The organism is Streptosporangium becharense (assembly GCF_014204985.1).
GTDB classification, from domain to species: Bacteria; Actinomycetota; Actinomycetes; order Streptosporangiales; family Streptosporangiaceae; genus Streptosporangium; species Streptosporangium becharense.
In genome coordinates, this window is record NZ_JACHMP010000001.1 from 2,432,069 (window position 1) to 2,458,362 (window position 26,294).

The 26,294-nt window shown below is 71.7% G+C and carries 27 protein-coding genes, 1 tRNA gene and 1 pseudogene; 12 read left to right on the forward strand and 17 right to left on the reverse strand.

The window, feature by feature from the left end; all coding sequences use genetic code 11:
• Positions 1-166: 166 nt before the first annotated feature.
• Positions 167-823, reverse strand: a complete 657-nt coding sequence (locus F4562_RS10400) for a DUF6286 domain-containing protein (protein WP_184539202.1) — start codon at positions 821-823, stop codon at positions 167-169.
• 148 nt (positions 824-971) lie between these two features.
• Here F4562_RS10400 and F4562_RS10405 point away from each other — a divergent pair, with 148 nt between their 5' ends.
• Positions 972-2,165 (forward strand): amino acid deaminase/aldolase, encoded by a 1,194-nt coding sequence (locus F4562_RS10405; RefSeq protein ID WP_184539200.1) that lies wholly within the window; start codon positions 972-974, stop codon positions 2,163-2,165.
• Positions 2,166-2,292: 127 nt separating this feature from the next.
• Here the strand turns inward: F4562_RS10405 and F4562_RS10410 are convergent, their stop codons facing one another.
• Positions 2,293-2,622 (reverse strand): DUF3618 domain-containing protein, encoded by a 330-nt coding sequence (locus F4562_RS10410; protein WP_184539198.1) that lies wholly within the window; start codon positions 2,620-2,622, stop codon positions 2,293-2,295.
• 110 nt (positions 2,623-2,732) lie between these two features.
• Here F4562_RS10410 and bcp point away from each other — a divergent pair, with 110 nt between their 5' ends.
• The 7 genes and pseudogenes from bcp (at position 2,733) to F4562_RS10445 (ending at position 9,554) form a co-directional block, all read left to right on the forward strand.
• Positions 2,733-3,197, forward strand: a complete 465-nt coding sequence (gene bcp / locus F4562_RS10415) for a thioredoxin-dependent thiol peroxidase (protein WP_184539196.1) — start codon at positions 2,733-2,735, stop codon at positions 3,195-3,197.
• A gap of 73 nt (positions 3,198-3,270) precedes the next feature.
• Positions 3,271-3,708: pseudogene (locus F4562_RS36635) on the forward strand (hypothetical protein); the annotation flags it as partial.
• 30 nt (positions 3,709-3,738) lie between these two features.
• Positions 3,739-3,812 (forward strand) — tRNA-Leu (locus F4562_RS10425).
• Positions 3,813-4,184: 372 nt separating this feature from the next.
• Positions 4,185-5,381, forward strand: a complete 1,197-nt coding sequence (locus F4562_RS10430; protein ID WP_311733856.1) for a sensor histidine kinase — start codon at positions 4,185-4,187, stop codon at positions 5,379-5,381.
• Positions 5,382-5,401: 20 nt separating this feature from the next.
• Positions 5,402-6,055 carry a response regulator gene (locus F4562_RS10435; protein ID WP_184539194.1) on the forward strand — a complete coding sequence of 218 codons (654 nt, stop codon included), beginning with the start codon at positions 5,402-5,404 and terminating at the stop codon, positions 6,053-6,055.
• 204 nt (positions 6,056-6,259) lie between these two features.
• Positions 6,260-7,030, forward strand: a complete 771-nt coding sequence (locus tag F4562_RS10440; RefSeq protein ID WP_311733855.1) for an ABC transporter ATP-binding protein — start codon at positions 6,260-6,262, stop codon at positions 7,028-7,030.
• Position 7,031: 1 nt separating this feature from the next.
• A complete protein-coding gene (locus tag F4562_RS10445) occupies positions 7,032-9,554 on the forward strand; it encodes an ABC transporter permease (RefSeq protein WP_184539190.1) in 2,523 nt (840 codons plus the stop codon).
• A 57-nt stretch (positions 9,555-9,611) separates the two neighbouring features.
• Here the strand turns inward: F4562_RS10445 and F4562_RS10450 are convergent, their stop codons facing one another.
• The 8 genes from F4562_RS10450 to F4562_RS10485 form a co-directional block, all read right to left on the reverse strand.
• A complete protein-coding gene (locus F4562_RS10450) occupies positions 9,612-9,881 on the reverse strand; it encodes an SUKH-4 family immunity protein (protein WP_184539189.1) in 270 nt (89 codons plus the stop codon).
• Positions 9,878-10,633, reverse strand: a complete 756-nt coding sequence (locus tag F4562_RS10455; protein ID WP_184539187.1) for a toxin glutamine deamidase domain-containing protein — start codon at positions 10,631-10,633, stop codon at positions 9,878-9,880. Before F4562_RS10455 ends, F4562_RS10450 begins: the two co-directional genes overlap by 4 nt.
• Before the next feature lie 120 nt (positions 10,634-10,753).
• On the reverse strand, positions 10,754-12,481 hold the full coding sequence (locus F4562_RS10460; RefSeq protein ID WP_246473401.1) for a molybdopterin-dependent oxidoreductase: 1,728 nt from the start codon (positions 12,479-12,481) through the stop codon (positions 10,754-10,756).
• Between the two features lie 104 nt (positions 12,482-12,585).
• Positions 12,586-13,197 carry an RdgB/HAM1 family non-canonical purine NTP pyrophosphatase gene (rdgB, locus tag F4562_RS10465; protein WP_184539185.1) on the reverse strand — a complete coding sequence of 204 codons (612 nt, stop codon included), beginning with the start codon at positions 13,195-13,197 and terminating at the stop codon, positions 12,586-12,588.
• On the reverse strand, positions 13,194-13,910 hold the full coding sequence (rph, locus tag F4562_RS10470; protein WP_184539183.1) for a ribonuclease PH: 717 nt from the start codon (positions 13,908-13,910) through the stop codon (positions 13,194-13,196). The genes rdgB and rph overlap by 4 nt, the downstream gene beginning before the upstream one ends.
• 5 nt (positions 13,911-13,915) lie before the next feature.
• A complete protein-coding gene (locus tag F4562_RS10475; protein WP_184539181.1) occupies positions 13,916-14,668 on the reverse strand; it encodes an MBL fold metallo-hydrolase in 753 nt (250 codons plus the stop codon).
• A 123-nt stretch (positions 14,669-14,791) separates the two neighbouring features.
• Positions 14,792-15,613, reverse strand: a complete 822-nt coding sequence (gene murI / locus F4562_RS10480) for a glutamate racemase (RefSeq protein WP_184539179.1) — start codon at positions 15,611-15,613, stop codon at positions 14,792-14,794.
• A gap of 160 nt (positions 15,614-15,773) precedes the next feature.
• Complete coding sequence (locus tag F4562_RS10485; protein ID WP_184539177.1) at positions 15,774-16,565, reverse strand: thioesterase family protein; 792 nt, start codon at positions 16,563-16,565, stop codon at positions 15,774-15,776.
• A 190-nt stretch (positions 16,566-16,755) separates the two neighbouring features.
• On the opposite strand from F4562_RS10485, the gene F4562_RS10490 reads away from it, so the two are divergent.
• Positions 16,756-18,606 carry a DUF3352 domain-containing protein gene (locus F4562_RS10490; RefSeq protein ID WP_184539175.1) on the forward strand — a complete coding sequence of 617 codons (1,851 nt, stop codon included), beginning with the start codon at positions 16,756-16,758 and terminating at the stop codon, positions 18,604-18,606.
• A 231-nt stretch (positions 18,607-18,837) separates the two neighbouring features.
• Here F4562_RS10490 and F4562_RS10495 read toward each other — a convergent pair whose 3' ends face one another.
• The 6 genes from F4562_RS10495 to clpS all read right to left on the reverse strand — a co-directional run bounded on the left by F4562_RS10495 (position 18,838) and on the right by clpS (position 21,750).
• Entirely contained in the window at positions 18,838-19,785 is a 948-nt protein-coding gene (locus F4562_RS10495; RefSeq protein WP_184539173.1) for a PLP-dependent cysteine synthase family protein, read from the reverse strand.
• A 93-nt stretch (positions 19,786-19,878) separates the two neighbouring features.
• The gene (locus F4562_RS10500; protein ID WP_184539171.1) at positions 19,879-20,157 is read right to left on the reverse strand and encodes a MoaD/ThiS family protein; all 279 of its coding nucleotides are present in this window, start codon (positions 20,155-20,157) and stop codon (positions 19,879-19,881) included.
• Positions 20,158-20,244: 87 nt separating this feature from the next.
• Positions 20,245-20,382, reverse strand: coding sequence for a hypothetical protein (locus tag F4562_RS10505; protein ID WP_184539169.1), 138 nt, complete (start codon positions 20,380-20,382; stop codon positions 20,245-20,247).
• Positions 20,383-20,465: 83 nt separating this feature from the next.
• A complete protein-coding gene (locus F4562_RS10510; RefSeq protein WP_184539167.1) occupies positions 20,466-20,882 on the reverse strand; it encodes a M67 family metallopeptidase in 417 nt (138 codons plus the stop codon).
• Positions 20,883-20,891: 9 nt separating this feature from the next.
• On the reverse strand, positions 20,892-21,416 hold the full coding sequence (locus F4562_RS10515; protein ID WP_184539165.1) for a DUF2017 domain-containing protein: 525 nt from the start codon (positions 21,414-21,416) through the stop codon (positions 20,892-20,894).
• A 46-nt stretch (positions 21,417-21,462) separates the two neighbouring features.
• Positions 21,463-21,750: an ATP-dependent Clp protease adapter ClpS gene (clpS, locus tag F4562_RS10520; RefSeq protein WP_184539163.1), complete on the reverse strand. Its 288-nt coding sequence runs from the start codon at positions 21,748-21,750 to the stop codon at positions 21,463-21,465.
• A 46-nt stretch (positions 21,751-21,796) separates the two neighbouring features.
• Between clpS and F4562_RS10525 the strand changes: the two genes are divergently transcribed.
• The 3 genes from F4562_RS10525 (at position 21,797) to F4562_RS10535 (ending at position 24,310) form a co-directional block, all read left to right on the forward strand.
• The gene (locus F4562_RS10525) at positions 21,797-23,080 is read left to right on the forward strand and encodes a nicotinate phosphoribosyltransferase (protein ID WP_184539620.1); all 1,284 of its coding nucleotides are present in this window, start codon (positions 21,797-21,799) and stop codon (positions 23,078-23,080) included.
• A 4-nt stretch (positions 23,081-23,084) separates the two neighbouring features.
• Positions 23,085-23,660, forward strand: coding sequence for a nicotinamidase (locus F4562_RS10530; RefSeq protein ID WP_184539161.1), 576 nt, complete (start codon positions 23,085-23,087; stop codon positions 23,658-23,660).
• A 128-nt stretch (positions 23,661-23,788) separates the two neighbouring features.
• Entirely contained in the window at positions 23,789-24,310 is a 522-nt protein-coding gene (locus F4562_RS10535) for a hypothetical protein (RefSeq protein ID WP_184539160.1), read from the forward strand.
• Positions 24,311-24,503: 193 nt separating this feature from the next.
• Here the strand turns inward: F4562_RS10535 and F4562_RS10540 are convergent, their stop codons facing one another.
• Positions 24,504-26,255 carry a DEAD/DEAH box helicase gene (locus tag F4562_RS10540; protein WP_184539158.1) on the reverse strand — a complete coding sequence of 584 codons (1,752 nt, stop codon included), beginning with the start codon at positions 26,253-26,255 and terminating at the stop codon, positions 24,504-24,506.
• Positions 26,256-26,294: the final 39 nt, after the last annotated feature.

A 26,294-nucleotide genomic window follows, 5' to 3' on the forward strand; every position in this document is an offset into this window, starting at 1 on the left:
CAGGGGTGGCCGGCCGCCCAGGCGGGCAGCCCTCCGCTCACGAGCCGGTCGCCGCGCGGATGGCCGGGGATGTCGCCCCGCCCGCGCAGGAACGCGTAGCCGCCCGCCCCGGTGAGCACCGCGCCGGTGAGCGCCAGGCCGATCCGGTTGCCCAGGTACGGCCGCATCACGCCCCCCGCCTGCGCAGCCGTACCACGACCTCGCCCGCGCCCGTCACGCCCAGCGCCGCCATCCGATCGCCCACGGCCGCCCCGACCCGCCGCAGCAACGGCCCGGTCCGTTCGGTGCCGGTGAACACGGTGACCTCGACGATCCTGGACGCGAGCCGGACCCGGGCCCGGTCCACCTCGTCCACCGACTCGGCCGCCGCCCGGAGCGTGCGGCGCAGGCCGGACCTGGTCATGCCGATCACCGTCAGCGGGTCGGCGGACTCCAGCGGTTCCAGCCTGGGCCGGCCGGGTAGCGCGGCGAGCCCGAGCAGCACCAGTCCCGCGAAGATCGCGAGCACCGCCGCGACGAACGTGGCGGGGTCGGACCAGTGCCACTCACCGGCCCGGGTGGCCAGCCGGCGGTAGGGCACCCGTCCGGCCGGTGAGCCCGTCAGCAGGCCGACGGTCACCACCGCGGCGGAGCACAGCGCGGCGGACACGACGAGGGCGACCGGCACGGCCGCCGGGGTCCGCGCCGCTCTGAGCAACCGCACCGACCTGCGGCGTGCCGCGTGCGGGCTCTCACCGTTCGCCCGGCCCGCCCGGCCCGCCCCGCCGGTGGCGCCTGCGCCGCTCCCCGTACCCGTGACGGTGTCATGGAGAGTAGTCGTCATTCGATCATGTGTACGCGTTCCGGCGGGAGGGGGGCGGGTCTCCCCCACGCCCCTGCCCGATCTTGGTGCCCTTCTGGCGGAGCGTTGACCGCCGGCCAGAAAATATGAACTCAACTCATATTAAATCGCGCGGGGTTATCCTGCCCACATGGACGACCGCCGCCGCTACGACCACGCCACCGCCCACCTCGACCCGCCCTTCGCCATCCTCGACCTGCGGGCGCTGCGGGCCAACGCCGAGGCGATGGTCGCACGCGCCGCGGGCAAGCCGATCAGAGTCGCCAGCAAGTCCATCAGGTCACGCGCCGTGCTGGAACGCATCCTCGCCATGGACGGCTTCTCCGGCATCATGGCCTTCACCCTTCCCGAGGCCCTCTGGCTGGTCTCCACCGGCATGCGCGACGTACTCCTCGCCTACCCCACCGCCGACCGGGCCGCGCTGGCCGAGCTGGCCGCGGACCCCCGCGCCGCGCAGGAGATCACCGTCATGGTCGACCGCGCCGAGCACCTCGACGTCGTCGAGTCGGCCATCGCCGGCGTCCGCAACCGCCACGAGATCCGGGTCTGCATGGACATCGACGCCGGCTTCGTCGCCCTCGGCGGCCGGTTCCGCGCCGGCGCCCGCCGCTCCCCCGTCCGGGAGCCGGACCAGGTCGCCGACCTCGCCGCCGACATCGCCAAACGTCCCGGGTTCCGCCTGGCCGGCCTGATGGCGTACGAGGCGCAGATCGCCGGGGTCGGCGACGACGCACCCGGCAACCCGGCGCTCACCCGGGCCATCCGGTGGATGCAGGCCCGCTCCCAGCGGGAACTGACCGTCCGCAGGGGCCGGATCGTCCAGGCCGTACGCGAGATCGCCGACCTGGAGTTCGTCAACGGCGGCGGCACCGGCAGCATCGAGAAGACCGCCCGGGAGCGGGCCATCACCGAGATCGCCGCCGGGTCGGGCTTCTACCACCCCCGCCTGTTCGACTTCTACCGGGGCTTCACCGGCAGACCCGCCGCCCTGTTCGCCCTGCCGGTCGTCCGCCGCCCCGCCGCGGGCGTGGTGACCGTCCTCGGCGGTGGCTACCCCGCCTCGGGCAAGCCCGGCCCCGACCGCCTGCCCCAGCCCTACCTGCCGTGCGGGCTGCGCTACGACCCCGACGAGGGCGCCGGGGAGGTGCAGACCCCGCTGGTCGGCCAGGCCGCCGAGGACCTGCGCGTCGGCGACCGCGTCTGGTTCCGGCACGCCAAGGCCGGTGAGCTGTGCGAGCGCTTCGCCGGCCTGCACCTGATCGAAGGGGACGAGATCGTGGCGGAGGTTCCCACCTACCGAGGCGAGGGCCGCACGTTCCTGTAGAGGCCCCGCACCGCCATAGAGACCCCGCACCACCCTGCAGAGGCCCCGCACCGCCCTCTAGAGACCTCGCGCACCGCTACCGCGCGTCGTGTCGTCGTACCGTCAAGCCCGCCGCGCGCGACCGCCGTCACCGGCGGCGGCGCCACAGCATGACCACCGCACCCAGCGCCAGCGCCACCCCGACACCGATCAGGATCGGCGCCAGGTCGGGCCGGTCGTCCACCCACAGGTCGTCGGGTTCGCCGTCGAGCCTGGCCGGCCGGGGAGCCGCCGCGCCCGCCACCAGGTCGCCGACCTGCGCGACGAAGTGCTCCGCGTTCGCCTTGACCTTGGCCACCCCACGCTCCTTGACCCGCTTGGGGCTGACCCGGTCCACGATGGCGTCCACCGTCTGGGCCAGCTCCGCGCGCGTGCGCTCGATCTGCCGCTCCAACTCAGCCGGATCGGTGTCCGCCATGGTTCTCCTCTCGTACCCCTTGACATCGATCAGTGTGTCAGGTCCCGCCTCCCACGGCACGCGGGCCCGGCCGGTAGGTTGACCCGGGAACGATTCCTCGGAGGAACCACATGAAACTCGAGCCGGGCGACGCCGCCCCCGACTTCACGCTCCCCACCGCCGACGGCGGCACCGTATCACCGGAGTCGTACCGCGGCAGGCGCGTCATCCTCTACTTCTACCCCGCCGCCATGACGCCGGGCTGCACCAAGCAGGCGTGCGACTTCCGCGACAGCCTCGCCTCGCTGACCGCGGCCGGCCTCGCGGTGCTCGGCGTGTCGAAGGACAGCCCGGACAGGCTCGCCACGTTCGCCGAACGCGACGCGCTGACCTTCCCGCTGCTGTCCGACCCCGGCCTGGAGGTCCACAAGGCCTACGGCGCCTACGGCGAGAAGACCATGTACGGCAGGACCACGGTCGGGGTCATCCGCTCCACCTTCGTCATCGACCCCGACGGAAAGATCGAGAAAGCCCTCTACAACGTGAAGGCGACCGGCCACGTGGCCCGCCTCCGCCGGGAACTCGGCCTGGACTGAACACCCTTTTTGCCATTTAGCACGACATGCGCATGCCTCAAGAATTGTCACACCCGTTCCGCAGACTTGAGGCATGCCCCCCAAGTACAAGTACACCCCCGAAACACTGGCGGAGGCCGCCGCCGCGTCCCTCAGCGTCGCCGAGGTCCTGCGCCGCCTGGGCATCACCGTCGCGGGCGGCAACCACGCCCACATCAGCCGCCAGCTGAAGCGTTTCGGGATCGACACCTCGCATTTTCTCGGCCAAGCACATCACCGGGGGCGGCCTTCGAACAGACGCCTGTCACCGGCCGAAGTTCTTCGTGTCCGCCCGGCGGGCTCGCCGAGGACGAAGCCCCCGACACTCCGGCGGGCGCTCCAGGAGGCAGGAGTGCCCTACCGGTGCAGTGGCTGTAAGATCGAGGGCACCTGGGAGGGCGGGCCGCTCACGTTGCACGTGGACCACCTCAATGGTGATTGGCTTGACAATAGAATAAACAACTTGCGATTCCTCTGTCCGAACTGCCATTCTCAGACAGAGAACTTCGCAGGAAAGAACAGAGGGGCCGTAGCCCAACGGCAGGAGGCAGCGTCTTTAGGTGGCGCACAGTATGGGTTCGAATCCCATCGGCCCCACAAACGTCCCAGGAAGAACGCGATAAACCTCAGGTCGGTGACCGTCAGCATAACGCTGTCGCCGCAGGACGCCTTCTTTCTGGAAGAACACGTGAGCCGGAAGCACGCCGGATCGAGGTCCGCGGCGGTGCGCGAGGCGATCCGGCTGCTCCGCCAGTCCTCCCGGGAAGACCGCACCGCCTCTTCCCCGTCACGGGAGAGGGAGTGCGGGGCGCCACCGTGAGAGACGAGATCGGCGGCGTCCCCGGGAACGATCTCCTCAGCACATCGGTGGGAGCACTGCAAGTCGTACCCGGTGTGCGACCTGGGTCGTACACCGCCTCCCTCTCAGGGGGGAAGGCCACCGATCGTCCCCTTTCGTAGTGTGGTGGTGTGTTCGGCAGAGTACGCGCCTGGAGCCGGCGCCACCCCGAGATCGTGGAGGCGCTGTGGCTGGCGCCGTTCATCCTCCTGTCACTGTTCAACGCGTGGGCCATGGGCACCGGCAATCCCGGCACGGGCGTCCCGCAGCTGGGGGTCGTGGGGTTCCTGGCGCTGAGCTGTGTGCTCACGGTGCCGCTGTTCTGGATGCGCAGGCACCCCATCCCGGTGTTCGTGTTCGTGTCACTGGCCTGTTTCGTCCAGTGGCTGCTGGGTGTGCAGCCGTTGTTCTTCAACGTCTCGGTGCTGATCGCCATGTACGGGGTGGCGGCGCGGTGCGCGACGCGCTGGGCGGTGAGCGCGGGCCTGGTGGTCGAGTTGGGGCTGCTGCTGGCATTCGGGCGGATCGAGACCGACCTCGGCCTGCGGAACTTCGTCAGCTCGTCGGTGTTCGTGGTGGCGATATGGATCACCGGGATCTACGCGAGGACCAGGCGCCGCTACCTGGAGGGGTTGGAGGAGCGGGCCGAGCGGGCCGAGCACGAACGTGACCAGCAGGCCAGGTTGTCCGCGGCGGCCGAGCGGGCCAGAATCGCCCGGGAACTGCACGACGTGGTGGCGCACAACGTGAGCGTGATGATCGTTCAGGCCGACGGGGCGGCCTACGCGATCGATCACAGTCCGGAGCAGGCCCGTGAGGCGATGCGGGCGGTGTCGGTCACGGGCCGCAGGGCACTGGCGGAGATGCGGCGACTGGTGGGTGTGCTGCGAACCGGCGACGCGCCTCAGGAGTACGCGCCGCAGCCGGGGCTGTCCCAGTTGGACCACCTGGTGGCGCAGGTGCGCGGCTCGGGGCTGCCGGTGGACTTCCGGGTGACGGGAGCGCCGCAGGAGCTGCCGGAGGGCGAGCAGTTGACGGTCTACCGGATCGTGCAGGAGGCGCTGACCAATACCCTCAAGCATGGTGGTCCGGAAAGCAGCGCCACCGTGGAGATGGAGTACGGCGTGCGGGAGGTGCTCTTGCGGGTGACCGACGACGGCCGCGGGGCGGCGGCCCCTGCGCGCGAGGGCGGGCACGGGCTGATCGGCATGCGGGAGCGGGCGGCGATGTTCGGCGGGAGCGTGGAGGCGGGTCCGCTGGCCGGCGGTGGGTTCCGGGTGGTGGCGCGGTTGCCGATCGGCGGGGTCGGGACGGGCAGGGCGGCTTGAACGACGGGACGATCCGCGTGATGCTGGTCGACGATCAGGAGCTGTTGCGTACCGGTTTCCGCATGGTGCTCGGCGCGCAGCCGGGTATCGAGGTGGTCGCGGAGGCGGGTGACGGGGCCGCCGCCGTGGAGGCCGTCCGGGTGACCCCGGTCGACGTGGTGCTGATGGATGTGCGCATGCCGGTGATGGACGGGGTGGAGGCGACGCGCCTGATCTGTGCGACGCCCGGCGGGCCCAGGGTGTTGATCCTCACCACGTTCGACCTGGACGACTACGCGTTCGCCGCGTTGAAGGCGGGGGCTTCGGGTTTCCTGCTGAAGGACGTCCCCCCCGCCGACCTGGTGAGCGCGATCCGTTCGGTGTACAGCGGGGACGCGGTGGTGGCGCCGAGCACGACGCGGCGGCTGCTGGAGCGGCTCGCCGTGCATCTGCCCGCCCCCGGGGCGCCCGAGCCCGTGGCGCTGTCGGGGTTGACGGCCCGGGAGCGGGAGGTGCTGGTGCTGGTGGCCCGCGGTCTGTCGAACCTGGAGATAGCCCGGCGGCTGGATCTGGCGGAGGCGACGGTGAAGACGCACCTGGGCCGGGTGCTGGCCAAGCTGAACCTGCGCGACAGGGCTCAGGTCGTGGTGTACGCCTACGAGTCGGGGCTGGTGACCCCGCATTCGGGCGGGTAGCCCGCGGTCGGCCGCCGTCGCCGGGTGGTCGTACCCCGTCTGTCGGCCATTCGGCCGAGGCGGGGGTACGACGCCGGTAGCGGTGATCGGTTCCGGGGCGCCCGGGGGCTGATGGAAAGCCCGTCCCCCAGTCCGATGAATCCCAGTTCTCCCAGCAATAGCGTTTTTCCCGTCATAGCGCATACGTTGCCGAGGAGAGCTGACGTGACCATCACCGGAGAAGCCGGAGCTTGGAACACCCGGACGACGACGGCCCCGGCCGTGACGGCCGATGGTGTCACCAAGGTGTACGGCCAGGGGGACGCGGCCGTACACGCGCTTCGCGGAGTCGACGTCTCGTTCTCGACGGGCGCCTTCACCGCGATCATGGGGCCGTCCGGGTCGGGGAAGTCCACACTGATGCACTGCCTGGCCGGGCTGGACACGGTCAGCGGCGGCCGGGTGCACATCGGTGACGTGGAGCTGACCGGGCTCGGCGACAAGCAGCTCACCCTGCTCCGCCGCGACCGGATCGGCTTCATCTTCCAGGCGTTCAACCTGCTGCCGACACTGACGGCCGAGCAGAACATCCGGCTCCCGCTGGAGATCGCCGGACGCCAGGCCGACCAGGGCCTGTTCGACCGCGTCGTGGAGACCGTGGGCCTGCGTGCCCGGCTCGGCCACCGGCCGACCCAGCTGTCGGGCGGGCAGCAGCAGCGTGTCGCGGTGGCTCGCGCTCTGATCAGCAAGCCGCAGGTCATCTTCGCCGACGAGCCCACCGGCAACCTCGACTCGCGCAGCGGTGCCGAGGTGCTGTCCTTCCTGCGCACCTCGGTGCGTGAGCTGGACCAGACGATCGTGATGGTCACCCACGACCCGGTGGCGGCCTCCTACGCCGACCGCGTGGTCTTCCTCCGCGACGGTCTGCTGGTCGACGAGCTCTCCGCGCCGACGCCGCAGTCGGTGCTGGACACGCTGATGAAGCTGGAGGCGTGAGGTGCTGAGGACGACCCTGGCCGGGTTGCGTGCGCACCGGCTGCGCCTGGCCCTGACCGCCCTGGCGATCGCGCTCGGGGTGGGTTTCATCGCGGGCACGTTCGTACTCACCGACACCATCGAGAAGGGGTTCACCCAGACGTTCTCCGCGGCGGCCGACAAGATCGACGTCGCCGTGCTCCCGCCCGCGGACGGGACGGCCGGGAAGGTGCCGGCCATCCCGGAGGCCACCCTGGAGAAGATCCGCGCCGTCGACGGCGTGGCCGACGCCCAGGGACTGGTGCGGGGCACCTCGGCGCTGATCGGCAAGGACGGCAAGGCCGCCGGTGACTTCCCCACGGCGGGCATCTCGCTGCCGCAGGGCCGGCTGAACCGTACCGCGATCGTCAGCGGCGCCGCTCCGGCGACCCCCACGCAGGTCGTGCTCGACGAGGGCACCGCCAGGACCCGCGGGTTCAAGGTCGGCGACACCGTAACGGTGCTCGACCACGAGAACACCCAGCACCGGTTCACGCTCGTCGGCCTGTTCGACGTCGGCCTGGACCAGGAGCTCGGCTACACGGGCGCGGTCGGCTACACCACCGCCACGGCCAAGGCGATGACCGGCGAGCAGGGATACCGCGAGGTCGACGTCGCCGCCGCCGAGGGCGTCACCCAGGAGAGGTTGCGCGACGCGGTGGCCGCGGTCGCCGGCCCGGGTTACCGGGTGGCCACCGGCGAGGAGTACGCGACGGCCATGGCCGACGCCAACGGTGCCGACACCGCGTTCCTCACCATGGGTCTGCTGCTGTTCGGCGTGGTGGCGATGTTCGTGGCCACGCTGGTCATCTACAACACCTTCAACATCCTGGTGGCGCAGCGGACGCGCGAGATGGCGCTGCTGCGCTGCATCGGGGCGACCCGGGGGCAGGTGTTCGGCTCGATCCTGCTGGAGTCGACCGTGGTCGGCCTGCTCTCGTCGGTGCTGGGCCTGCTGCTCGGCTACGGCATGGGGGCGGGGGCGCTCGGCGTGCTGGCCGCGTTCGACGCGCCGCTGCCCGCGGCGGCCGCGGAGCTGACCCCGCGTACGATCGGCATCGGCCTGCTCGTCGGCCTGGTGGTCACGGTCGGCGCGGCGCTGCTGCCCGCGCGGTCCGCGACGAAGGTCGCCCCGATCGCGGCGCTGCGCTCGCAGGTCGAGGAGCAGACGTTCCGGGCGGGTCTGCTGCGGATGATCGCCGCGGCGCTGTTCACGCTCGCGGGGGCGGGCACCACGGTGGCCGGGCTCACCATGGAGGCCGGTGAGACCGCCCTGGTGGTGGTCATGGCCGGCAGCTCGCTCGTCTTCCTCGGGGTGCTGGTCCTCGGACCGGTGATCGTCAGGCCGCTGTCCGCCTTCGCGGGCTGGGTGCCGGCCAGGCTCTTCGGCGTGCCCGGCCGTCTGGCCGTGGACAACTCCCGGCGCAACCCGAAGCGGTCCGCCACCACCACCGTGGCGCTCACCGTGGGGGTGACGCTGATGACGGTCATCTCCGTCGTCACCGTCACCGCGCGGGAGACCTACACCCGCCAGCTCGACGAGCAGTTCCCCGTCGACTACATGGTCCAGACGCAGGAGCGTGACTCCAGTCTGCCCCGGTCCATCGCCGAGAGCCTGCGGGCCCGGCCCGAGCTGGCCTCGGTCGTGGCGTTCCGCGAGACCTCCGCCGAGGTCGGCAAGGCCGGTGAGCGCGGCAGGAAACACGGGGTGGGAGCCTTCAGCGCGGACTCGGGTTACGTCCCGAAGCTCGACGCCGGTTCGCCGGACCTGCTCAAGCCGGGTACCGCGTTCGTCTCCGACGAGCTGTCCGAGGTGCTCAAGGTCGGCGCCGGCGGCCGGATCGCGGTGCGGACGGCCGAGGCGGGCCGGGTGGAGCTCTCGATCGTGGGCGTCTCCGACCGCGACTCCGGCCTGCCCGCGGTGACGCTCGCCGAGCAGGAGTTCGACCGTTACTTCACCGGCGTCGGCGACAGCCGGGTGATGGTCAACTATCGCGACGGCATCGACCCCGACCGGGCGCTGAAGGCGATCGAGGCGGTGGCGCAGCCCTACCCGACGGCCAAGGTCATCAGCTCCACCGAGGTGCGGGGCCAGTTCGACGAGGCGCTCGACATGATGTTGATGATCATCACCGGCCTGCTGGGCCTGGCGGTCCTCATCTCCCTGCTGGGCATCGCCAACACGCTGTCACTGTCGGTGCACGAGCGGACCCGTGAGTCGGCGCTGCTGCGGGCGCTCGGCCTGACCAGACCCCAGCTGCGCCGGATGCTCTCGGTCGAGGCGCTGATCCTGGGCCTCATCGGCGCGCTGGTCGGCGTGGTGCTGGGCATCGTGTTCGGCTGGGTCGCGACGCAGACGATGAGCGACGACGTCGCGTTCCGGCTGCCGGTCCCGCAGATCCTGGCGTTCATGGCGCTGTCCGGCCTGGCCGGGGTGCTCGCCGCGGTGCTGCCCGCCCGGCGCGCGGCACGCGCCTCCATCGTGGACTCACTCGCGAGCGGGTGAGCGGGTGAGCGGGTGAGCCCGTGCGGCGACGACCGTGCGGCGACGACCGGGGTGCCGTCAGCGAGGACGGTGCCCCGGCCACTGCTCGGCCACGGTCTCGGGGTTGAGCAGCGGCCGGATGACGATCTCGCCGGTGGCCCGGTCGATGACGACGCACCCGGCGCCCACCGTGTCGGGGAGGACCCCGGGGTCGTCGGGCTCGGGCTCCCCGCACCAGGCGACGTAGCCCTCCGCGAAGGCGTAGATCCTGATCTCGGCGGTGGAGCCCGGGCCTCGCACCCCGTTGAAGTACTCCTCCGCCACCGCCCTGGCCTGGTCGGGGTTCACAGCCGCCGCCCCTCTCTGTCGATCACGACGCAGAAGACGCCGGTCACCGATTCGTACGGCGGCTCGACGGCCATGTGGCCCCGCTGCGCGTCGATCCAGATCACCTCTCCGTTGAAGTTCACCGCGTTCCACGCGTGACTGCCGCCGGCCGGCCACCGGTTGATGATGATCGCGGCGGAGCCGTGCCCGCCGGCCAGCAGCGCCTGCGCGATGGGGACGTAGGAGTGGCGCCCCTGCCCGACGTACTGGAAGCGCTGGCCCAGCCACCGCTCCGCCCGTAGCACGCCACCGGTCTCACCGCTGAGCAGCGGCTTGCCGAGCCGGTCGTACTCGGGGCGCCGGGGTGCGGCCACGGCCGGTGCCCCGTACCAGGTGGAGAGCACCGCCAGTGCGCAGTCGACGGCGTTGGTCGCCCGGAACGGGTCGTCCGCGGGCCCGGTACCGTTGATCATCCTGATCCACATGCCGCGTGGGTCGGGGAAGCGGCGCGGCGTTCCCTGCTCGGTGACCGGCACGGCCCGCACCATGTCGTCCTCGGTCTGCGGGTCGGGCCTGGCCAGCCCGCCGGCCACGCCATAGGGTCTGCACAGATCCAGGCGGGGCGGCCCCCAGCGTCCCCGCTCCCGTGGACGCTCGCGCGGCGGCGCCACCACGACCGAGGTCTGGATCTCCAGCTCGAAGTCGCGCCACCGCTGCCCGTCCACGGTCACGACGGGGTTGTACACCCCCGTGGGCAAACTCCAGTCGTTCACAGGTCCCCCATCGCCGAGCTTCTGCGAGGCAGATGTTAGGGCGGCCCCGCGCGCCGCGCGGGTGAGTTGACCAGATGGAGGAACTCGCCCGCGCCGCGGACACGCGGTCGCGGACCGGGCTCAGGCGACCTCGACGCTGACGGTGTGCCAACCGGTGGCGCCGTCGGGGTCGATCGGGGTGCGGTCGATCACCTGGGTGTAGCCGGTGGCGTCGGTGGCCCGCACCTCGATGGTGTGGGTGCCCGGGGTGGCCTCCCAGTCGTCGATCACCCACTGCCGCCAGGTGTCGGCCGTCGGCGCCTCGGCCAGCCTGGCCTGGCGCCACGGGCCCCGGTCGACGCGGACCTCGACCGCGTCGATGCCCTTGTGCTGTGCCCAGGCGACGCCCGCGATGACGGTGCGTCCCGGCCGGATCGTGGTGCCCTCCTTCGGCAGGTCGATCCGTGACTGCGTCTTGACGGGTCCCTTGGCCGACCAGCCCCGGGGCGTCCAGTAGGCCTCGTCCTGGTCGAACCGGGTCACCTTGATGTCGGTGACCCACTTGGTGGCCGAGACGTAGCCGTAGAGGCCGGGGACGACCTGGCGGACCGGGAACCCGTGGTCGACGGGGAGCGCCTCGCCGTTCATCGCGAAGGCGAGCAGCGCGTTGCGGCCGTCGAGGACGACGTCGGCCGGGGTGCCGCAGGTCCAGCCGTCGGCGGAGGTGCTGAGCAGCATGTCGGCCCCCTTCTGCACACCCGCGTCACGCAGCACGTCGGCGAGGCTGACGCCCAGCCAGCGCGCGTTGCCGATGTAGGGGCCGCCGACCTCGTTGGAGACGCAGCACAGCGTGACGTCGGCCTCGATCACGGTGCGCTTCATCAGGTCGGCGAAGGTGATCTCCACCGGCCGGTCGACCATCCCGTGGATCGTGAGGGTCCAGTCGGCCGGGTCGACCTGGGGCACCACGAGGGCGGTGTCCACCCGGTAGAAGTCGGCGTTCGGGGTGATGAACGACGACAACCCCTTGATCTTGAGGTCGGCTCCGGCGGGGATGGCGGGTGCCGGCTTGGCGGGGCCGGGCAACGCGATACCGGCGCGGGCGACGCCCACCTCGGCCCGGCCGGACAGCATGCGGCCGGCCAGCCCGCCCGCCCCGGCGACGGCCGCGGCACCGAGCACACCGGTCAGCAACCCGCGCCGGTCGAACGCGTACCGGTCGGCGCCGGCGCGCATGACCGGCGGCGTCGACGGGACGTACCGGCCGGCGGGCTCCGGCCGGTCCTGCGGCACGGTGTCCGACGGCCGTGTGGCGTGCGCGTCCCGGGTCACCGACGTGGCGCGGGTGCCGTCCGGGGCCGGGAGGTCCTCCTGCGGCGTGTGCCATCCGGCGTCGTCGAACTCCGCGGTCGCGGGCACGCCGGCGGGGGCGAAGGCGCGGCGGGTGAGCCGGTGCAGGGTGAAGGCGGCGGCGCCGACGCCCACCAGCGTCGGCAGGGCGTCCACCGGGCCGGCGTCCGGGCGGGTCAGCACGGCGGCCACGCCGATGACGCCGAACACGGCCAGTCCGGCCAGGCCCCGGCGGATGTCCCGGGCGGCCAGGAGGCCCACCGCCGCGGCGGCACCGGCGAGGACGAGGAGGATTCCGGTGAGCAGAACGGCCTTGTCGTTCTCACCGAACGTACGGATCGCCCAGTCCTTCAACGCCGCCGGGGTGAGGTCGACGGCCGCGTTGCCGACCGCGACGACCGGGAAGGCCGAGGCCTTGACCAGGCCGGCGGCGAGCAGGGAGACCCCGACCGCCACCGCCCCGGAGACCAGGCCGATCAGCGCCGCGGCCCAGAAGGGCATGCGCCTGTTGCTGTGCATGCCTTCGACGCTACGCCCGTCACGGGCCGCAGGATCTTACGCGCCGATTACAGCCCGGCCCGGTGACGGCTCCTGCGGCGGACGGGTGGCGCCGCGTCGGCCGCTCAGCCGATCGTCTCCGCCAGGACGGGGACCATGGCGCGGAAGGCGCGGCCACGATGGCTGATGGCGTCCTTCTCGCCGGCCGACATCTCGCCGGTCGTGCGGCTCTCGCCGTCGGGCACGAAGATCGGGTCGTAGCCGAAGCCGTTGGTCCCGCGCGGGGCACGAATGATCGTCCCGTGCAGCGTGCCCTCGGTCACCCGTTCCTCCCCCGACGGAAGGGCCAGGGCCGCCGCGCACACGAAGTACGCGCCGCGGTGGCCGTCCGGCACGTCGGACACCTGGGCGAGCAGCAACCGCAGGTTGGCCTCGTCGTCGCCGTGCGTGCCCGACCAGCGGGCGGAGAAGATGCCGGGCATCCCGTTCAGCGCGTCGACGCACAGGCCGGAGTCGTCGGCGATCGCGGGCAGCCCCGACTCCTTGGCCACCGCGTGGGCCTTGAGCAGCGCGTTCTCGGCGAAGGTCAGGCCGGTCTCCGCGACGTCGTCGATCCCGGGGAACGCGTCGAGCCCGACGATCTCCAGCGGGACCGCCGCGTCGGCCAGGATCCGGCGCAGTTCCAGGATCTTCCCGGTGTTCCTGGTGGCCAGGACCACCTTCCTTCCGCCGCTCACGCCAGCGCCTCCCGCTGCACGCGGGTGAGCTCCGCGCACCCGGCGATCCCGAGGTCGAGCAGTTGGTCCAGTGCGCCGCGGTCGAACGGCTTGCCCTCGGCCGTGCCCTGGACCTCGACGAAGTCACCGGAGCCGGTCATCACCACGTTCATGTCGGTCTCGGCCGCGACGTCCTCGGTGTAGCAGAGGTCGAGCATCGGCGTCGTCCCGACGACACCGACCGAGACCGCGGCGACCGACCCGATGAGCGGGTCGCCGGGGCACATCTTCCGCCCGCGCATCCACGCGACCGCGTCGGCCAACGCCACGTAGGCCCCGGTGATCGCGGCGGTGCGGGTGCCGCCGTCGGCCTGGAGGACGTCGCAGTCGATGACGACCGAGTTCTCCCCCAGTGCCTTGTAGTCGACGCAGGCGCGCAGGGAACGGCCGATCAGGCGGGAGATCTCGTGCGTCCGGCCGCCGATCCTCCCCCGCACCGACTCGCGGTCGTTGCGGGTGTTCGTGGCCCGCGGCAGCATGGCGTACTCTGCCGTGACCCAGCCCTGCCCGCTGCCCCTGCGCCAGCGGGGCACGCTGTCCTGAACGGAGGCGGCACAGAGCACCTTGGTGCCGCCGAACTCGACGAGCACCGACCCCTCGGCGTGGGCGAGCCAGCCGCGGGTGATGGTGACGGGGCGGAGTTGATCGGGAGAACGTCCATCTGCACGAGCCATGAAGCTCACCCTAGGTCATAGCGGGCCCCGCTCCGCGCGAGCTCCATCTGGCCGGAGAATCCGCCCCGGGTGGCGTCCTCCAGCACCCGGCCGGAGTCGTTCCAGGGCACCAGATGAGTCAGCACCAGGGTCTCCACGTCGGCCTTGGCCGCGTGCTCGGCCGCCTGCCGTCCGCTCAGGTGCAGGCCGGTGGGGAGGTCGGGGCGGTCCACCAGCGACGCCTCGCACAGCAGCACGTCGGCCCCCGCAGCCAGTTTGACCAGTTCCGCGGACTCACCGGTGTCGCCGGAGTAGACCACCGACCGCCCCCCGTGGGACACCCGGAACCCGTAGGTCTCCACCGGGTGGTTCATCGGCGCGGCCGTCACCTCGAACGGGCCCACCTCGAACGTCCCCGGTGTCAGCGTGTGGAAGTCGAAGGCCGTGTCCAGCGACGGCTCGGCCGGCATGGCGTAGGCCGCGTTGAGCCGCCCGCGCGCGTCCGCGGGCCCGTGGACCGGCACCTTGGGCAGCGGGCCCTGCGCGGAGTAGGTGCGCACCACGTGGTACGGGCACATGTCGAGGCAGTGGTCGGCGTGCAGGTGGGACAGGCATATCGCGTCCACGTCGTACAGGCCGATGTGCCTCTGCAGCGCGCCGAGCGCGCCGTTGCCGAAGTCGAGCAGCATGCGGAACCCCTCAGCCTCCAGCAGGTAGCAGGACGAGGGGCTGTCCGGGCCGGGGAAACTCCCCGAACACCCGATGATCGTCAATTTCACGGCGGCCTCCTACGTTCGGGTTGCGGCGCCGCGCGTCGCGGTCCGGGCACCGCTGAACGACCTCCGTTCAGCCCCCTGCCCGCCGTGTTCCCGCGCTCCGGGGTCCGGAACGCGGGAACGCGCTCACACGCGGTGTCCGTTGTTCGAGACATCTCCCACCACGGCGACCTCGACTGCCTGGATCTCGGGCCCGAGGAACCTGCGGCCCAGGTCGGCGAAGAGACTCGCGTCGCCCGTGGTGCGGAAACGGTGCCGTGGCTCGCCCCCTACGGCGGCCAGGCCCCGGTCGTGCAGGATCCGGTAGACGTCCTTCGCCGTCTCGTCGGCGCTGGACACCAGCGTGACGCCGTCCCCTGCCACGTAGGAGATCGGCCCGGTGAGCAGCGGGTAGTGCGTGCATCCCAGGATCAATGTGTCGCATCCGGCGGTGAGCACCGGTTCCAGATAGCCGCGGATGACGTCGATGAGCTCCTCGCTCATCGTCTCCCCCCGCTCGACGAACTCCACCAGCCGGGGTGCGGCCACACCGACGAGCCGGACGTCGGGGGCCGCGGCGAAGGCGTCGTGGTACGCCATCGACTCGATCGTGGCCCTGGTCCCGATCACTCCGACCCTGCCGTTGCGGGTGGCCCGCACGGCCCGGCGCGTCGCCGGCTGGATCACCTCGACGACCGGCACGTCGTAGCGCTCGCGGGCGTCCCGCAGCACCGCCGCGCTGGCACTGTTGCACGCGATGACCAGCATCTTCACGTCGTGCTCGACGAGGTGATCCATCACCTCCAGGGCGTAGGCGCGGACCTGCGCGATGGTCTTGGGACCGTACGGCTGCCGCGCGGTGTCGGCCACGTAGAGGACCGACTCGTCGGGCAACTGATCGATGATCGCCCTGGCCACCGTGAGGCCGCCCACGCCGCTGTCAAAGATTCCGATGTTCGCTTGCGACACAGCCTCAGGCTAGGGGACCCGCGGGCGCCGATCACGGTAAGAATACTCACAACGCCGATTCCTTGATCAGCTCTTCCGGGAGTGACGCCCGGGTGCCCGGCCGAGGCGCGGCCGGGACGCGCCGGGGCCGGGACGCGCTCCGGCCCAGGCGCGACGGGCCTCAGCCGCGGCCCACCCGGGCGAGCTGACGCGACTGGGCGACCAGGCGGCCGGCCGAGTCCCAGACCTCGACGTCCTCGTCGAACCAGCCGTCGCTGATCAGCCGCCCGCTGCCGATCAAGGTGAGCCAGCCGGGGGCGGGCAGAGCGCGCAGATGCCAGGTGAGGTCGACCGTGGGGGCCCAGCCGCGCATGCCCGCGGAGAAGACCACCGGCGGAAGGGCGTCCACGGCCAGGGCCAGCACGTACGGGTCGGGGTCCTGCGGCTCGGCCAGCCGGAAGTGGGCACGCGACTCCGGGCGGCCGGTGGGCCTGCCGTCGAGCCAGCCGACGGTGGGCGGGTCGAAGAGCATCTCCATCTGCGCGTTGAGCGTGATGCCCGACCCGGGACTGGGGTCGGGCAACTTGAGGCACCGCTCGACGGGCGGCATGGCCACCGACGGGCCGTCCGTCCAGTCGGGGGCGACGTCGCCGAGGGTCGCGGTCGTGACCAGGGCCTCGATGAAGGAGGTGCCCTCCTGCACGAGGGTGGCACGGGTCATCGTGGCGGTGCGGCCGGTCTTGATCTGTTCGAGCCGCACCTGACCGGGGCCGGGCCGCGGCGCGCGCAGGAACTGGGCACTGGTGGTCACCGGGTGCTCGTGCGGGGAGGCGTCCACCACGGCACGCAGGAGCACCGCCATCAGGTAACCCCCGTTGAGGGGGCCGCCGATCGAGTATCCGGGATCCAGGCAGACGTCATAGGTGCTCTCGTCCACCCGGATGGCCTGCGTCGCCTCGTCGAACTTCGTCATCCACGCTCCCGAACCTTGTTCTGGAGAGACAACTGTACCGACTCGGCGCGGGCCGCGTCACACCCCCCTACATCCGGCATCGGGCGATTTTCATTAGATGCGTCGATCACATAGTTAGTTCGCTGCAAGCGCTTCGCTAGTCATGTGCATTAACGTCTCTTTATCCAAGAAGCCCACCTTGTGAGTGATCATGCCTGCCAATAATCCCCCCGACCAGTCGCCCTCGCAGGGTCCCCAGCCCGACAGAACGATCGCCTACCGTCGGAACGACGGTTCCCCGCAGAGCGGCCAGCCGCAGAGCCACGGCTACCCCCAGCCGAACCAGCCCTACCCGCCGCAGAACCAGAGCCACCCCCAGCCGCCCTACGGGCAGCAGGCCGTCCAGCCGCCCTACGGGCAGACTCCCCAGTCCCCGTACGGACAGCAGGCCGTCCAGCCGCCCTACGGGCAGCAGGCGTACGGGCAGCAGGCGTACGGGCAGCAGGGGTACGGGCAGCAGCCCCCGTTCCAGCAGTCCGCGTTCCAGCAGCCCGGCTACGGCCAGCAGTCCGGCTGGCAGCAGGGCGCCGACTTCCTGGGCGCCTCACCGGTCGGCGCACCGCCCAAGCGCAGGGGCGGCAAGAGCTGGTTCCTCGCGGTGATCGCCGCCCTGGTCGTGGTCCTCGTCGGCGGCGGCGGCGTCTTCGCGGTCAACCTGCTCAGCGGCGGCGGCTCGCAGCCGCACGACGTACTGCCCGGCAACGCGCTCGGTTACGTGCGCCTCGACCTCGACCCCGCGGCGAACCAGAAGGTGGCGCTGTTCACCATCGCCCGCAAGTTCACCACCACCAAGAGCTCCTTCAGCGGCGACGACCCGCAGCAGGCGATCTTCGACATGCTCAAGAAGGACAGCCCGAAGCTGGAGAAGGTGGACTACGCCACCGACGTCCAGCCGTGGCTGGGCGCCCGCATCGGCGTGGCGGTCCTGCCGCCGGCCAAGGACGCCAAGGAGCCCGGCCTCGTGGTGGCCGTCCAGGTCGACGACGAGGAGCAGGCCAAGGCGGGCCTGGCCAAGCTGCTCGACGGCCAGAAGTACGGCATCGCCTTCCGCGACGGCTACGCGCTGCTCACCCCCACCCAGGCGGAGGCCGACCAGGCCGCCCAGGCCAGCTCGCTGGCCCAGAACGCCACCTTCTCCGAGGACCTCACCGCTCTCGGCGAGACCGGCGTGCTCTCCTTCTGGATGGACGTCGAGAAGGTCGCGAAGCTGGCGCCGGAGCTGGCCACCGCGAACCAGAGCGCGCTCGAGCAGGTCAAGAACGTCCGGGTGGCGGGCGCGCTCCGCTTCGACGGCAACTACGTGGAGCTCGCCGGTCTCAGCCGCGGCGCGCAGGACCCGGGCCTGGGCACCCCCAAGCCCACCGGGATCGGCACCCTCCCCGCCTCCACCGCCGGCGCGGCCTCGTTCTCCGGCCTCGGTGAGGCCGTCAGCAAGCAGTGGGACAAGGTCATGAAGTCGGCCGCGCAGGACCCGAGCAGCGCCGTCATCCAGCAGTTCGCCACCCAGGCGCAGCAGTACGGGCTGACGCTCCCCGCGGACCTGGCGACGCTGCTGGGGGAGAACATCACCCTGGTCCTGGACTCCACCGGCCTGGACGGCGGCCAGCCGAGGTTCGGCGCCAAGGTCACCACCGACCCGGTCAAGGCCCAGGAGGTCATCGGCAAGATCGAGCAGGCCCTCGTCAACTCCGGCACGACGGTCCCCCCGCTCGCCAAGGTCCCCGGCGACGGCACCCTCGTCGTGGCCAGCTCGCAGGAGTACGCCGCCGAGCTCGCCAAGCAGGGCACCCTGGCCGACAGCGAGAGCTTCCAGCTCGCGATCCCCGAGGCCGACAAGGCCACCTACGCGGTCTTCGTCGACCTCGACAAGATCGAGAAGCTCTACCTCAGCGGCCTGGAGGGCGACGACAAGGCCAACCTGGAGGTGTTCCGCGCCGTGGGCATGAGCGGCACCCAGACCGGCGGCAACGCCACCTTCTCGCTGAGGGTCCTGTTCAACTAGCGGAGCGCGGCTCCGCGCGGCAGCGTACTGATCCTCGGGGATGCCCGGGCCGTCCCTGCGGCGGCCCGGGCATCCCCGTGTCGGCGTCAGCTCCGGGCAGGCGGTCGGATCCGGGCGTCAGCGCGCCGGGAGCCGGGGCCGGGTGCGTCCCCGGACGGACCCCGGGCATCCCCGCGTCGGCCGTCGGGCCGGACGTCCCCGCCCCGCCCGGCGGGTCCACCGGGCCGGCCGTCAGGCCCAGAGCTGGCCTTCCAGGCGTTCCTCCGCCTCGTAGAGGGTTCCCTCGTACGCGCCGGTGGACAGGTACTTCCAGCCGCCGTCGGCGACCACGAACACGATGTCGGCCCGCTCCCCCGCCTTGACGGCCTTGGCCGCCATGCCGAGCGCGGCGTGCAGGGCGGCCCCGGTGGAGACGCCGGCGAAGATGCCCTCGGCCGACAGCAGCTCGCGCGTGCGGCGCAGCGCGTCGCCGGAGGACACGGAGAAGCGGGTGGTGAGGACACCGGGGTCGTACAGTTCGGGGATGAAGCCCTCGTCGACATTGCGCAGGCCGTAGACCAGCTCGCCGTAGCGTGGCTCGGCCGCGACGATCCTCACGTCGGGGACGTGCTCGCGCAGGAACCGGCCCACGCCCATCAGGGTGCCCGTGGTGCCCAGGCCCGCCACGAAGTGGGTGACGGACGGCAGGTCCTGGAGGATCTCCGGGCCCGTCGACTCGTAGTGGGAGCGCCAGTTCGCCGGATTGCCGTACTGGTAGAGCATCACCCAGTCGGGGTTCTCCGCGGCCAGGCCCTTGGCCACCCGGACCGCCTCGTTCGAGCCGCCCGCCGCGGGCGAGGAGATGATCTGCGCACCCCACATGCGCAGCAGCTGGCGGCGCTCCTCGGAGGTGTTCTCCGGCATCACGCAGATCAGCTTGTAGCCCTTGAGCCTGGCGGACATGGCCAGCGAGATGCCGGTGTTGCCGCTCGTCGGCTCCAGGATGGTGCAGCCGGGCCGGAGCAGCCCGTCCTTCTCGGCCTGCTCGATCATCCACAACGCCGGACGGTCCTTGATCGAACCGGTCGGGTTGCGGTCTTCGAGCTTGGCCCAGATCCGCACGTCCTGCGAGGGAGAGAGCCGGGGCAGGCCCACCAGAGGGGTGCGGCCGACCGAGTCGATCAGTGAGTCAAAGCGCATGGTGTGGCTTCCGCCTCGTGTGAGCAGACCAGGGACAGCGGCGTGCCACCCGCCCGCCCGTCGGGGGGCGGCGGGTGGCACGGCACAGCACGGCTAGCGGGAGCCGCCGGCCACGGCGGGCAGGACGGTCACGGTGTCACCGTCGGCGACCGGGGTGTCCAGCCCGCCCAGGAAGCGGACGTCCTCGTCGTTCAGGTAGACGTTCACGAAGCGGCGCAGCGCACCCTTGTCGATCAGGCGGTCCTTCAGCCCCGGGTGCCGGGCTTCCAGGTCGCCGATCAGCTCCTCGAGCGTGGCGCCGCTGGCGTCGACGGCCTTGGCACCGTCGGTGTAGGTGCGCAGGATGGTCGGAATGCGAACCTCGATGGCCATCGCGGGTCAATCTCCTTGTGTCGTCATGGGAGTGCAGCCCACCGGATCAGAACACCGGCGGGCGCCGGAGGATTCCAGAAAAGCCGGTCAGCGACAGTCGTAGACGACGACGGAGGGAGTGTGCGCGAACAGGAAGTTCTGCACCGGCGCGACACCCTCGTACCGCACCCGCGCACCGGGACGCGGCAGCGCGGCGTCCTCGGGCCTCGGGCGGGCGGTCAGCATGCTCGCCAGTTTACCCAAAGCCCCTCGTTCCGCTCACTGCCGTATCAACCAACGGACACCGGCGCCGGCCGCCGGAACGCCGGTCACCCCGCGGTGATCGTGATCTCCTCCTCGGTCACGACGCCGTCGACGATCCGGTACGAGCGCAGCTCCACCTTCTCCCCCAGCTCCTCGCGGGTGGAGACCAGCACGTAGTGGGCGTTCGGCTCGGAGGCGTAGCTGATGTCGGTGCGGGAGGGGTAGGCCTCGGTGGCGGTGTGGGAGTGGTAGATCACCACCGGCTCCTCGTCGCGGTCGTCCATCTCCCGCCAGACGCGCAACTGCTCCATCGAGTCGAACCGGTAGAACGTGGGCGACCGCTCGGCGTTCTCCATCGGGACGAACCGCTCCGGGACGTCGGAGCCGACCGGCCCGGCGATCACCCCGCACGCCTCGTCCGGGTGGTCCGCCCGGGCATGAGCGATGATCTTGTCAACCAGTTCCCGCGAGATCGTGAGCATGTCTGGAAGTTACCAAAGGGCCCGGACCAGGGTGTCCTGGAGGTAGGTCAGCCAGTCGTACGTGACGTACGCCGGATAGCGCGGGTCGTCCTGCGGCATCCCGGCGATCTCGTCGTAGATCTCCTCGGTCACCTCCAGCCGGGTGCCGAACGCCAGCCGCACGTCGTTCAGCGCGCGCATCCACGCCTGCGCCTGCTCCCTGGTGAGCTCCACCCGGCCCGGTTCGGCGCTGTCGAGCATGGTCTGCGCGTCGGCCCGCTTGCCCTCGCGGAGGGTCACCTCGGTGTAGCGGCGGAACTCCGCGGCCTGCTCCTGGTCCTCGTACGCCGCGGGGAACAGCCGCGCCAGCACCGGGTCGTCGGACGGTTCCGCCGAGCCGATGCCCAGTGCCCGCTCCAGCGGGTCGTCGCCGGTCTCACCCGGCTCGACCAGGCTCAGGATCTGGGAGATCAGCGAGCGCAGGATCGAGACCTCGGCGGCGTCGAACGTCGTGACCACCCCGCCGTCGCGCCCCGGCTTGAACCCCGAACTCATCGCTCTCCCACCACTGTCCGCGGGCCCGTCTCCGGAGCCCGCCCGATCACGAATCCCGCTGGACGGTGGCCCACAGGCCGTACGAGTGCATGATCTGCGTGTCGCGCTCCATCTCCTCGCGGGTGCCGCTGGACACCACGGCCTTACCCCGGTGGTGCACGTCGAGCATCAGCTTCTCGGCTTTCTCCCGCGAGTATCCGAAGACGGTCTGGAAGACATACGTGACGTACGACATGAGGTTGACCGGGTCATTCCAGACAATGGTCAGCCATGGCAGATCGGGCCGTACGTCGCCGGCCGGACGCTCGACCTCCACCGGAGCGGTGCTACCCACAACCACCAGTCTGCCCTACCTCGGGCTTAGTCTTCGACACGTGAGAATGAGCATGAGCAGTGCGTTGCTGACCGATCACTATGAGCTGACGATGCTGGAGGCGGCGCTGCGCAGCGGCGCCGCCTCCAGACGCGCGGTGTTCGAGGTCTTCGCGCGGCAACTGCCCGGCGGACGTCGGTACGGCGTCGTCGCCGGCGTCGGCCGGGTGCTCGACGCCCTGGAGGCGTTCCGCTTCGGCGACGACGAGCTCGCCTTCCTGCGGGACAACCGGGTGGTCGACGAGCCCACCCTGGAGTTCCTCGCCGGTTACCGGTTCCGCGGGGACGTGCGCGGCTACCCGGAGGGCGAGTGCTACTTCCCCGGCTCCCCGATCATGACGGTGGAGGGCACCTTCGCCGAGGCGGTGCTGCTGGAGACCGTCATCCTGTCGATCCTCAACCACGACTGCGCGATCGCCACCGCCGCCTCCCGGATGACCCACGCCGCGGGGAACCGGCCGCTCATCGAGATGGGTTCGCGCCGCACCCACGAGGCTGCGGCCGTGGCCGCCGCGCGGGCCGCCTACCTGTGCGGCTTCTCCTCCACCTCCAACCTCATGGCCGGGCGGGTGTACGGCATACCGACCGCGGGAACGGCCGCCCACGCCTTCACCCTGCTGCACGACTCCGAGGAGCAGGCTTTCCGGGCCCAGCTCGACTCGCTGGGCACCGGGACCACACTGCTCGTCGACACCTACGACGTGGCGCGGGCGGTACGCACCGGCGTGGAGCTGGCCGGTCCCGCCCTCGGCGCCGTCCGCCTCGACTCCGGTGACCTCTGCGAGGTCGCCCGGGAGGTCCGCGCGCAGCTCGACGCCCTCGGCGCCCACAAGACGCGGATCATCGTCACCAGCGACCTGGACGAGTACGCCATCGCGGCGCTGGCCTCCGCCCCCGTGGACGGCTACGGCGTCGGCACCTCGCTGGTCACCGGCTCGGGCTCGCCCACGGCGGCCCTGGTCTACAAGCTCGTCGCCCGCGAGGACGCCGACGGGGTCATGCGGCCGGTGGCCAAGAAGTCGGTGGGCAAGCCCAGCAGGGGCGGGCTCAAGCACGCCTTCCGGCGGCTCGACGCCTCCGGCACCGCGGTCGCCGAGGTGGTCGCCGTCTCCGCGGAGCCTCCCACGGACGCCCGGCCGCTCCAGGTCCGGCTGGTCGGCGGCGGCGAGGTCGTCGGCCGGGAGGACCTGGCGGCGGCCCGCACCCGGCACCGCGAGTCCGTCGCCGAGCTGCCGGTCACGGCCCACCAGCTGTCCCGGGGGGACGCCGCCCTGCCGACCGTGTTTGACTAGTGGCATGGCAACCGCGCTGATCGTCGTCGACGTGCAGAACGACTTCTGCGAGGGGGGAAGCCTGGCGGTGAGCGGCGGCGCCGAGGTGGCCGCCGCCATCTCCCGTCACCTCGCCTCGCACGGCTACGACCACGTCGTCGCCACCCGCGACTTCCACGTGGACCCCGGTGACCACTTCGCCGCCGAGCCCGACTACGTGAACTCCTGGCCCGCCCACTGCGTCGCCGGAACCGCCGGTGCCGGCTTCCACCCCGCCCTCGACACCTCCGGGGTGGAGGAGGTCTTCAGCAAGGGCGCCCACACCGCCGCGTACAGCGGTTTCGAGGGCACCACGTCCGACGGCACGAGCCTGGCCGACTGGCTCGCCGAACGCGGCGTGGACACGGTGGACGTCGTCGGCATCGCCACCGACCACTGCGTCCGGGCCACCGCGCTGGACGCGGTGGCGCACGGCCTGTCCGTCCGGGTGCTGCTGGACCTGACGGCCGGCGTGGCCCCCTCGACCACCGAGACCGCCCTGGCCCAGCTCGGCTCCGCCGGAGCCCACCTCACCGGCACCCCGGTCGTGCGCTCCGCCTGAGCAGTCGGGCGGCGCTCGGCATCCGAACGATCACAGGGTGGGAAGGAAAGGTTAAACGCCCCCACCGCGGCACGCGACAGGAGTATCACGGAGAGCCCGAACTCCTCTGCTTGCGGTGGTGACCTCGCGTGTTCCTGCTCGGTGTGTCGTGGTTGGTGTTGACCCCGTTGTGTCTGTGGAACCTGTTCCGCGGCGGCACGCTCGTCCGGTTGACGAGCGTGCTGGCGCTGGTCGCGCTGGAGGGGGCGACGGTCTGGGCCGGCGTCCAGTTCCCACGTCCCGGCCCGGTTCCGGTCGCCGCGTCCCCGACGGCGGTTCCGGCCGCCCCGTCCCCGATCGCGATGCCCCCGGTTCCGGCCGCGGCGCCGCCCGTCACGCCCTCACCCACCCCGGTCGGACCGTCCCGGATCCCGATCACACCGTCCCCGGCTCCGGCGTCTCCGGCCCCGCCGGTCGCGGCCGGCGGGCAGGCCCGCCCGTCGGGCGGAAGCCCGGAGACGGCCGGGGCCGAGCGGGCGGAACGGAGAACGCGGGCGGCACGGAACGCCCGGCCCCGGGACGGCAGGACCGCCTCCTGCCCGGCGGCGCCCACGCCGGAACGGGCGTGGACGGCCGGGCATCGAAGGTCGCCCTGCGCGCGACACCGCTGACCGGCACAGGTGACCGGCCACACCAGCAGGCACCGCTGACCGGCCCCGCCGGCCGGCACAGGTGGAACCGCCGGGGCCGGCCAACAGGGGTGGACCGGGCGATCCACCCGGACCGGGCGGCCGGGCGCCGCCGGAGCGGGCGTCCGGCCGGAGCGGGCTGAGCAGGCGCCCGCCGGACCGACCGGGACGGGTGTCAGCCGGACCGCTGGGTGGCCCACTGGCGGATCTTGTCGATCCGCTGCTGGATCTGCTCGACGGAGGCCTGAGCGATGGCCGGGCCGCCGCAGGCCCGGCGGAGCTCGGCGTGGATGACGCCGTGGGGCTGGCCGGTGCGGTGGTTCCACGCGCCGACGAGCCCGTTCAGCTCCCTGCGCAGGTTGGCGATCAGCTCGTGCGGCGCGAGCTCGGGCTCCTTCTCCTGGGGCTTGTTCCGCCTGGCCTTCATCTGGTCCGACTGGCGCTTGCTCAGCAGGGTGCGGACCTGGTCGGGCTCCAGCAGGCCGGGCAGTCCGAGGAAGTCCTCCTCCTCGGGTGAGCCCGGCTCCGCGGCGCTGCCGAACTCGCCGCCGTCGAACAGGACCCGGTCGAAGGTGGCGACCGCCTCCAGGGTCTCGAACGGCAGCTCGTCGCCCAGGACGTCGGGGTTGTCCTTCTTCCGCTGGGCGTCCTCGAGCAGGAAGTCGTCAAGCCCCTCCTCCGGGGGCTTGCGGTCGAGCACGTGGTCGCGCTCGGCCTCCAGCTCCCCCGCCAGCCCCATCAGGGTCGGCACCGAGGGCAGGAAGACCGAGGCGATCTCCCCGCGCTTGCGCGCGCGGACGAAGCGGCCGACGGCCTGGGCGAAGAACAGCGGCGTGGAGGTGCTGGTGGCGTAGACGCCGACGGCCAGCCGGGGAATGTCGACACCCTCGGAGACCATCCGGACCGCGACCAGCCAGCGCTGCTCCGAGGCGGAGAAATCCTTGATCTTCTTGGAGGCCGTGGGGTCGTCGGAGAGCACGACCGTGGCGCCCTCGCCGGTGATGGCCCGGATGTGGCGGGCGTAGGCGCGGGCGGTCTCATGGTCGGTGGCGATGACCAGGCCACCGGCGTCGGGCACGACCCTGCGCACCTCCGTCAGCCGCCGGTCGGCCGCCTGGAGGACCTGCCGGATCCAGTCGCCCTTCGGGTCGAGCGCGGCCTTCCACGCCTGGCCGAGCTGGTCCTTGGTGAGCGGCGTGCCGAGCGTCGCGGCCAGCTCGTCACCCGCGCGGGTGCGCCAGCGCATCTCCCCGGCGTACGCCAGGAAGATGACGGGCCGGACGACGCCGTCGGCGAGGGCCGGGCCGTAACCGTAGGAGTAGTCGGAGACGCTGCGGCGGACCCCCTCGCCGTCTTCGGCGTAGGTGACGAACGGGATCGGGTTGACGTCGGATCTGAAGGGGGTGCCGGTGAGGGCGAGGCGGCGGGCGGCCGGCTCGAACGCCTCGCGCACGCCGTCCCCCCAGGACTTGGCGTCACCGGCGTGGTGGATCTCGTCGAAGATGACGAGCGTCTTGCGCGCCTCGGTGCGGGCGCGGTGCAGCGCCGGGTGCATCGACACCTGGGCGTAGGTGATGGCCACGCCGGTGTAGTCGCGGGAGGTGGCGCCCTGGCTGTTCTTGAACTCGGGGTCGATGGGGATGCCGATCCTCCCCGCGGCGTCCGCCCACTGCCGCTTGAGATGCTCGGTCGGTGTGACGATCGTCACGGCCCGGACGATCCCCCGGGAGAGCAGCTCGCTGGCGATGCGGAGGGCGAAGGTCGTCTTGCCCGCACCCGGCGTCGCGACCGCGAGGAAGTCACGCGGTTCACGCCTGCAGTACAGGTCAAAGGCCTCCTGCTGCCACGCGCGAAGCTTCGGCGCGGTGCCCCAGGCGGCACGGTCCGGGAAGGAGGGCGAGAGGTGGGATGCGGCGGAAGTGCTCACAGTGTCACCAGAGTAATCGGCCCCGGCGACAGGACGTGC

Bases quoted from the DNA above. Each gene is read 5' to 3' on its own strand.
- F4562_RS10505 (WP_184539169.1), bottom strand. From the start codon at position 20,382: ATGCTGACCGCCCGCCCGAGGCCCGAGGACGCCGCGCTGCCGCGTCCC.
- F4562_RS10495 (WP_184539173.1), bottom strand. From the start codon at position 19,785: ATGCGCTTTGACTCACTGATCGACTCGGTCGGCCGCACCCCTCTGGTG.
- F4562_RS10525 (WP_184539620.1), top strand. From the start codon at position 21,797: ATGAGCATGAGCAGTGCGTTGCTGACCGATCACTATGAGCTGACGATG.
- F4562_RS10515 (WP_184539165.1), bottom strand. From the start codon at position 21,416: ATGAGTTCGGGGTTCAAGCCGGGGCGCGACGGCGGGGTGGTCACGACG.
- F4562_RS10400 (WP_184539202.1), bottom strand. From the start codon at position 823: ATGACGACTACTCTCCATGACACCGTCACGGGTACGGGGAGCGGCGCA.
- F4562_RS10490 (WP_184539175.1), top strand. From the start codon at position 16,756: ATGCCTGCCAATAATCCCCCCGACCAGTCGCCCTCGCAGGGTCCCCAG.
- bcp (WP_184539196.1), top strand. From the start codon at position 2,733: ATGAAACTCGAGCCGGGCGACGCCGCCCCCGACTTCACGCTCCCCACC.
- F4562_RS10410 (WP_184539198.1), bottom strand. From the start codon at position 2,622: ATGGCGGACACCGATCCGGCTGAGTTGGAGCGGCAGATCGAGCGCACG.
- F4562_RS10460 (WP_246473401.1), bottom strand. From the start codon at position 12,481: ATGCACAGCAACAGGCGCATGCCCTTCTGGGCCGCGGCGCTGATCGGC.
- F4562_RS10435 (WP_184539194.1), top strand. From the start codon at position 5,402: ATGCTGGTCGACGATCAGGAGCTGTTGCGTACCGGTTTCCGCATGGTG.
- F4562_RS10500 (WP_184539171.1), bottom strand. From the start codon at position 20,157: ATGGCCATCGAGGTTCGCATTCCGACCATCCTGCGCACCTACACCGAC.
- F4562_RS10405 (WP_184539200.1), top strand. From the start codon at position 972: ATGGACGACCGCCGCCGCTACGACCACGCCACCGCCCACCTCGACCCG.
- F4562_RS10530 (WP_184539161.1), top strand. From the start codon at position 23,085: ATGGCAACCGCGCTGATCGTCGTCGACGTGCAGAACGACTTCTGCGAG.
- rph (WP_184539183.1), bottom strand. From the start codon at position 13,910: ATGGCTCGTGCAGATGGACGTTCTCCCGATCAACTCCGCCCCGTCACC.
- F4562_RS10485 (WP_184539177.1), bottom strand. From the start codon at position 16,565: ATGACGAAGTTCGACGAGGCGACGCAGGCCATCCGGGTGGACGAGAGC.
- F4562_RS10510 (WP_184539167.1), bottom strand. From the start codon at position 20,882: ATGCTCACGATCTCGCGGGAACTGGTTGACAAGATCATCGCTCATGCC.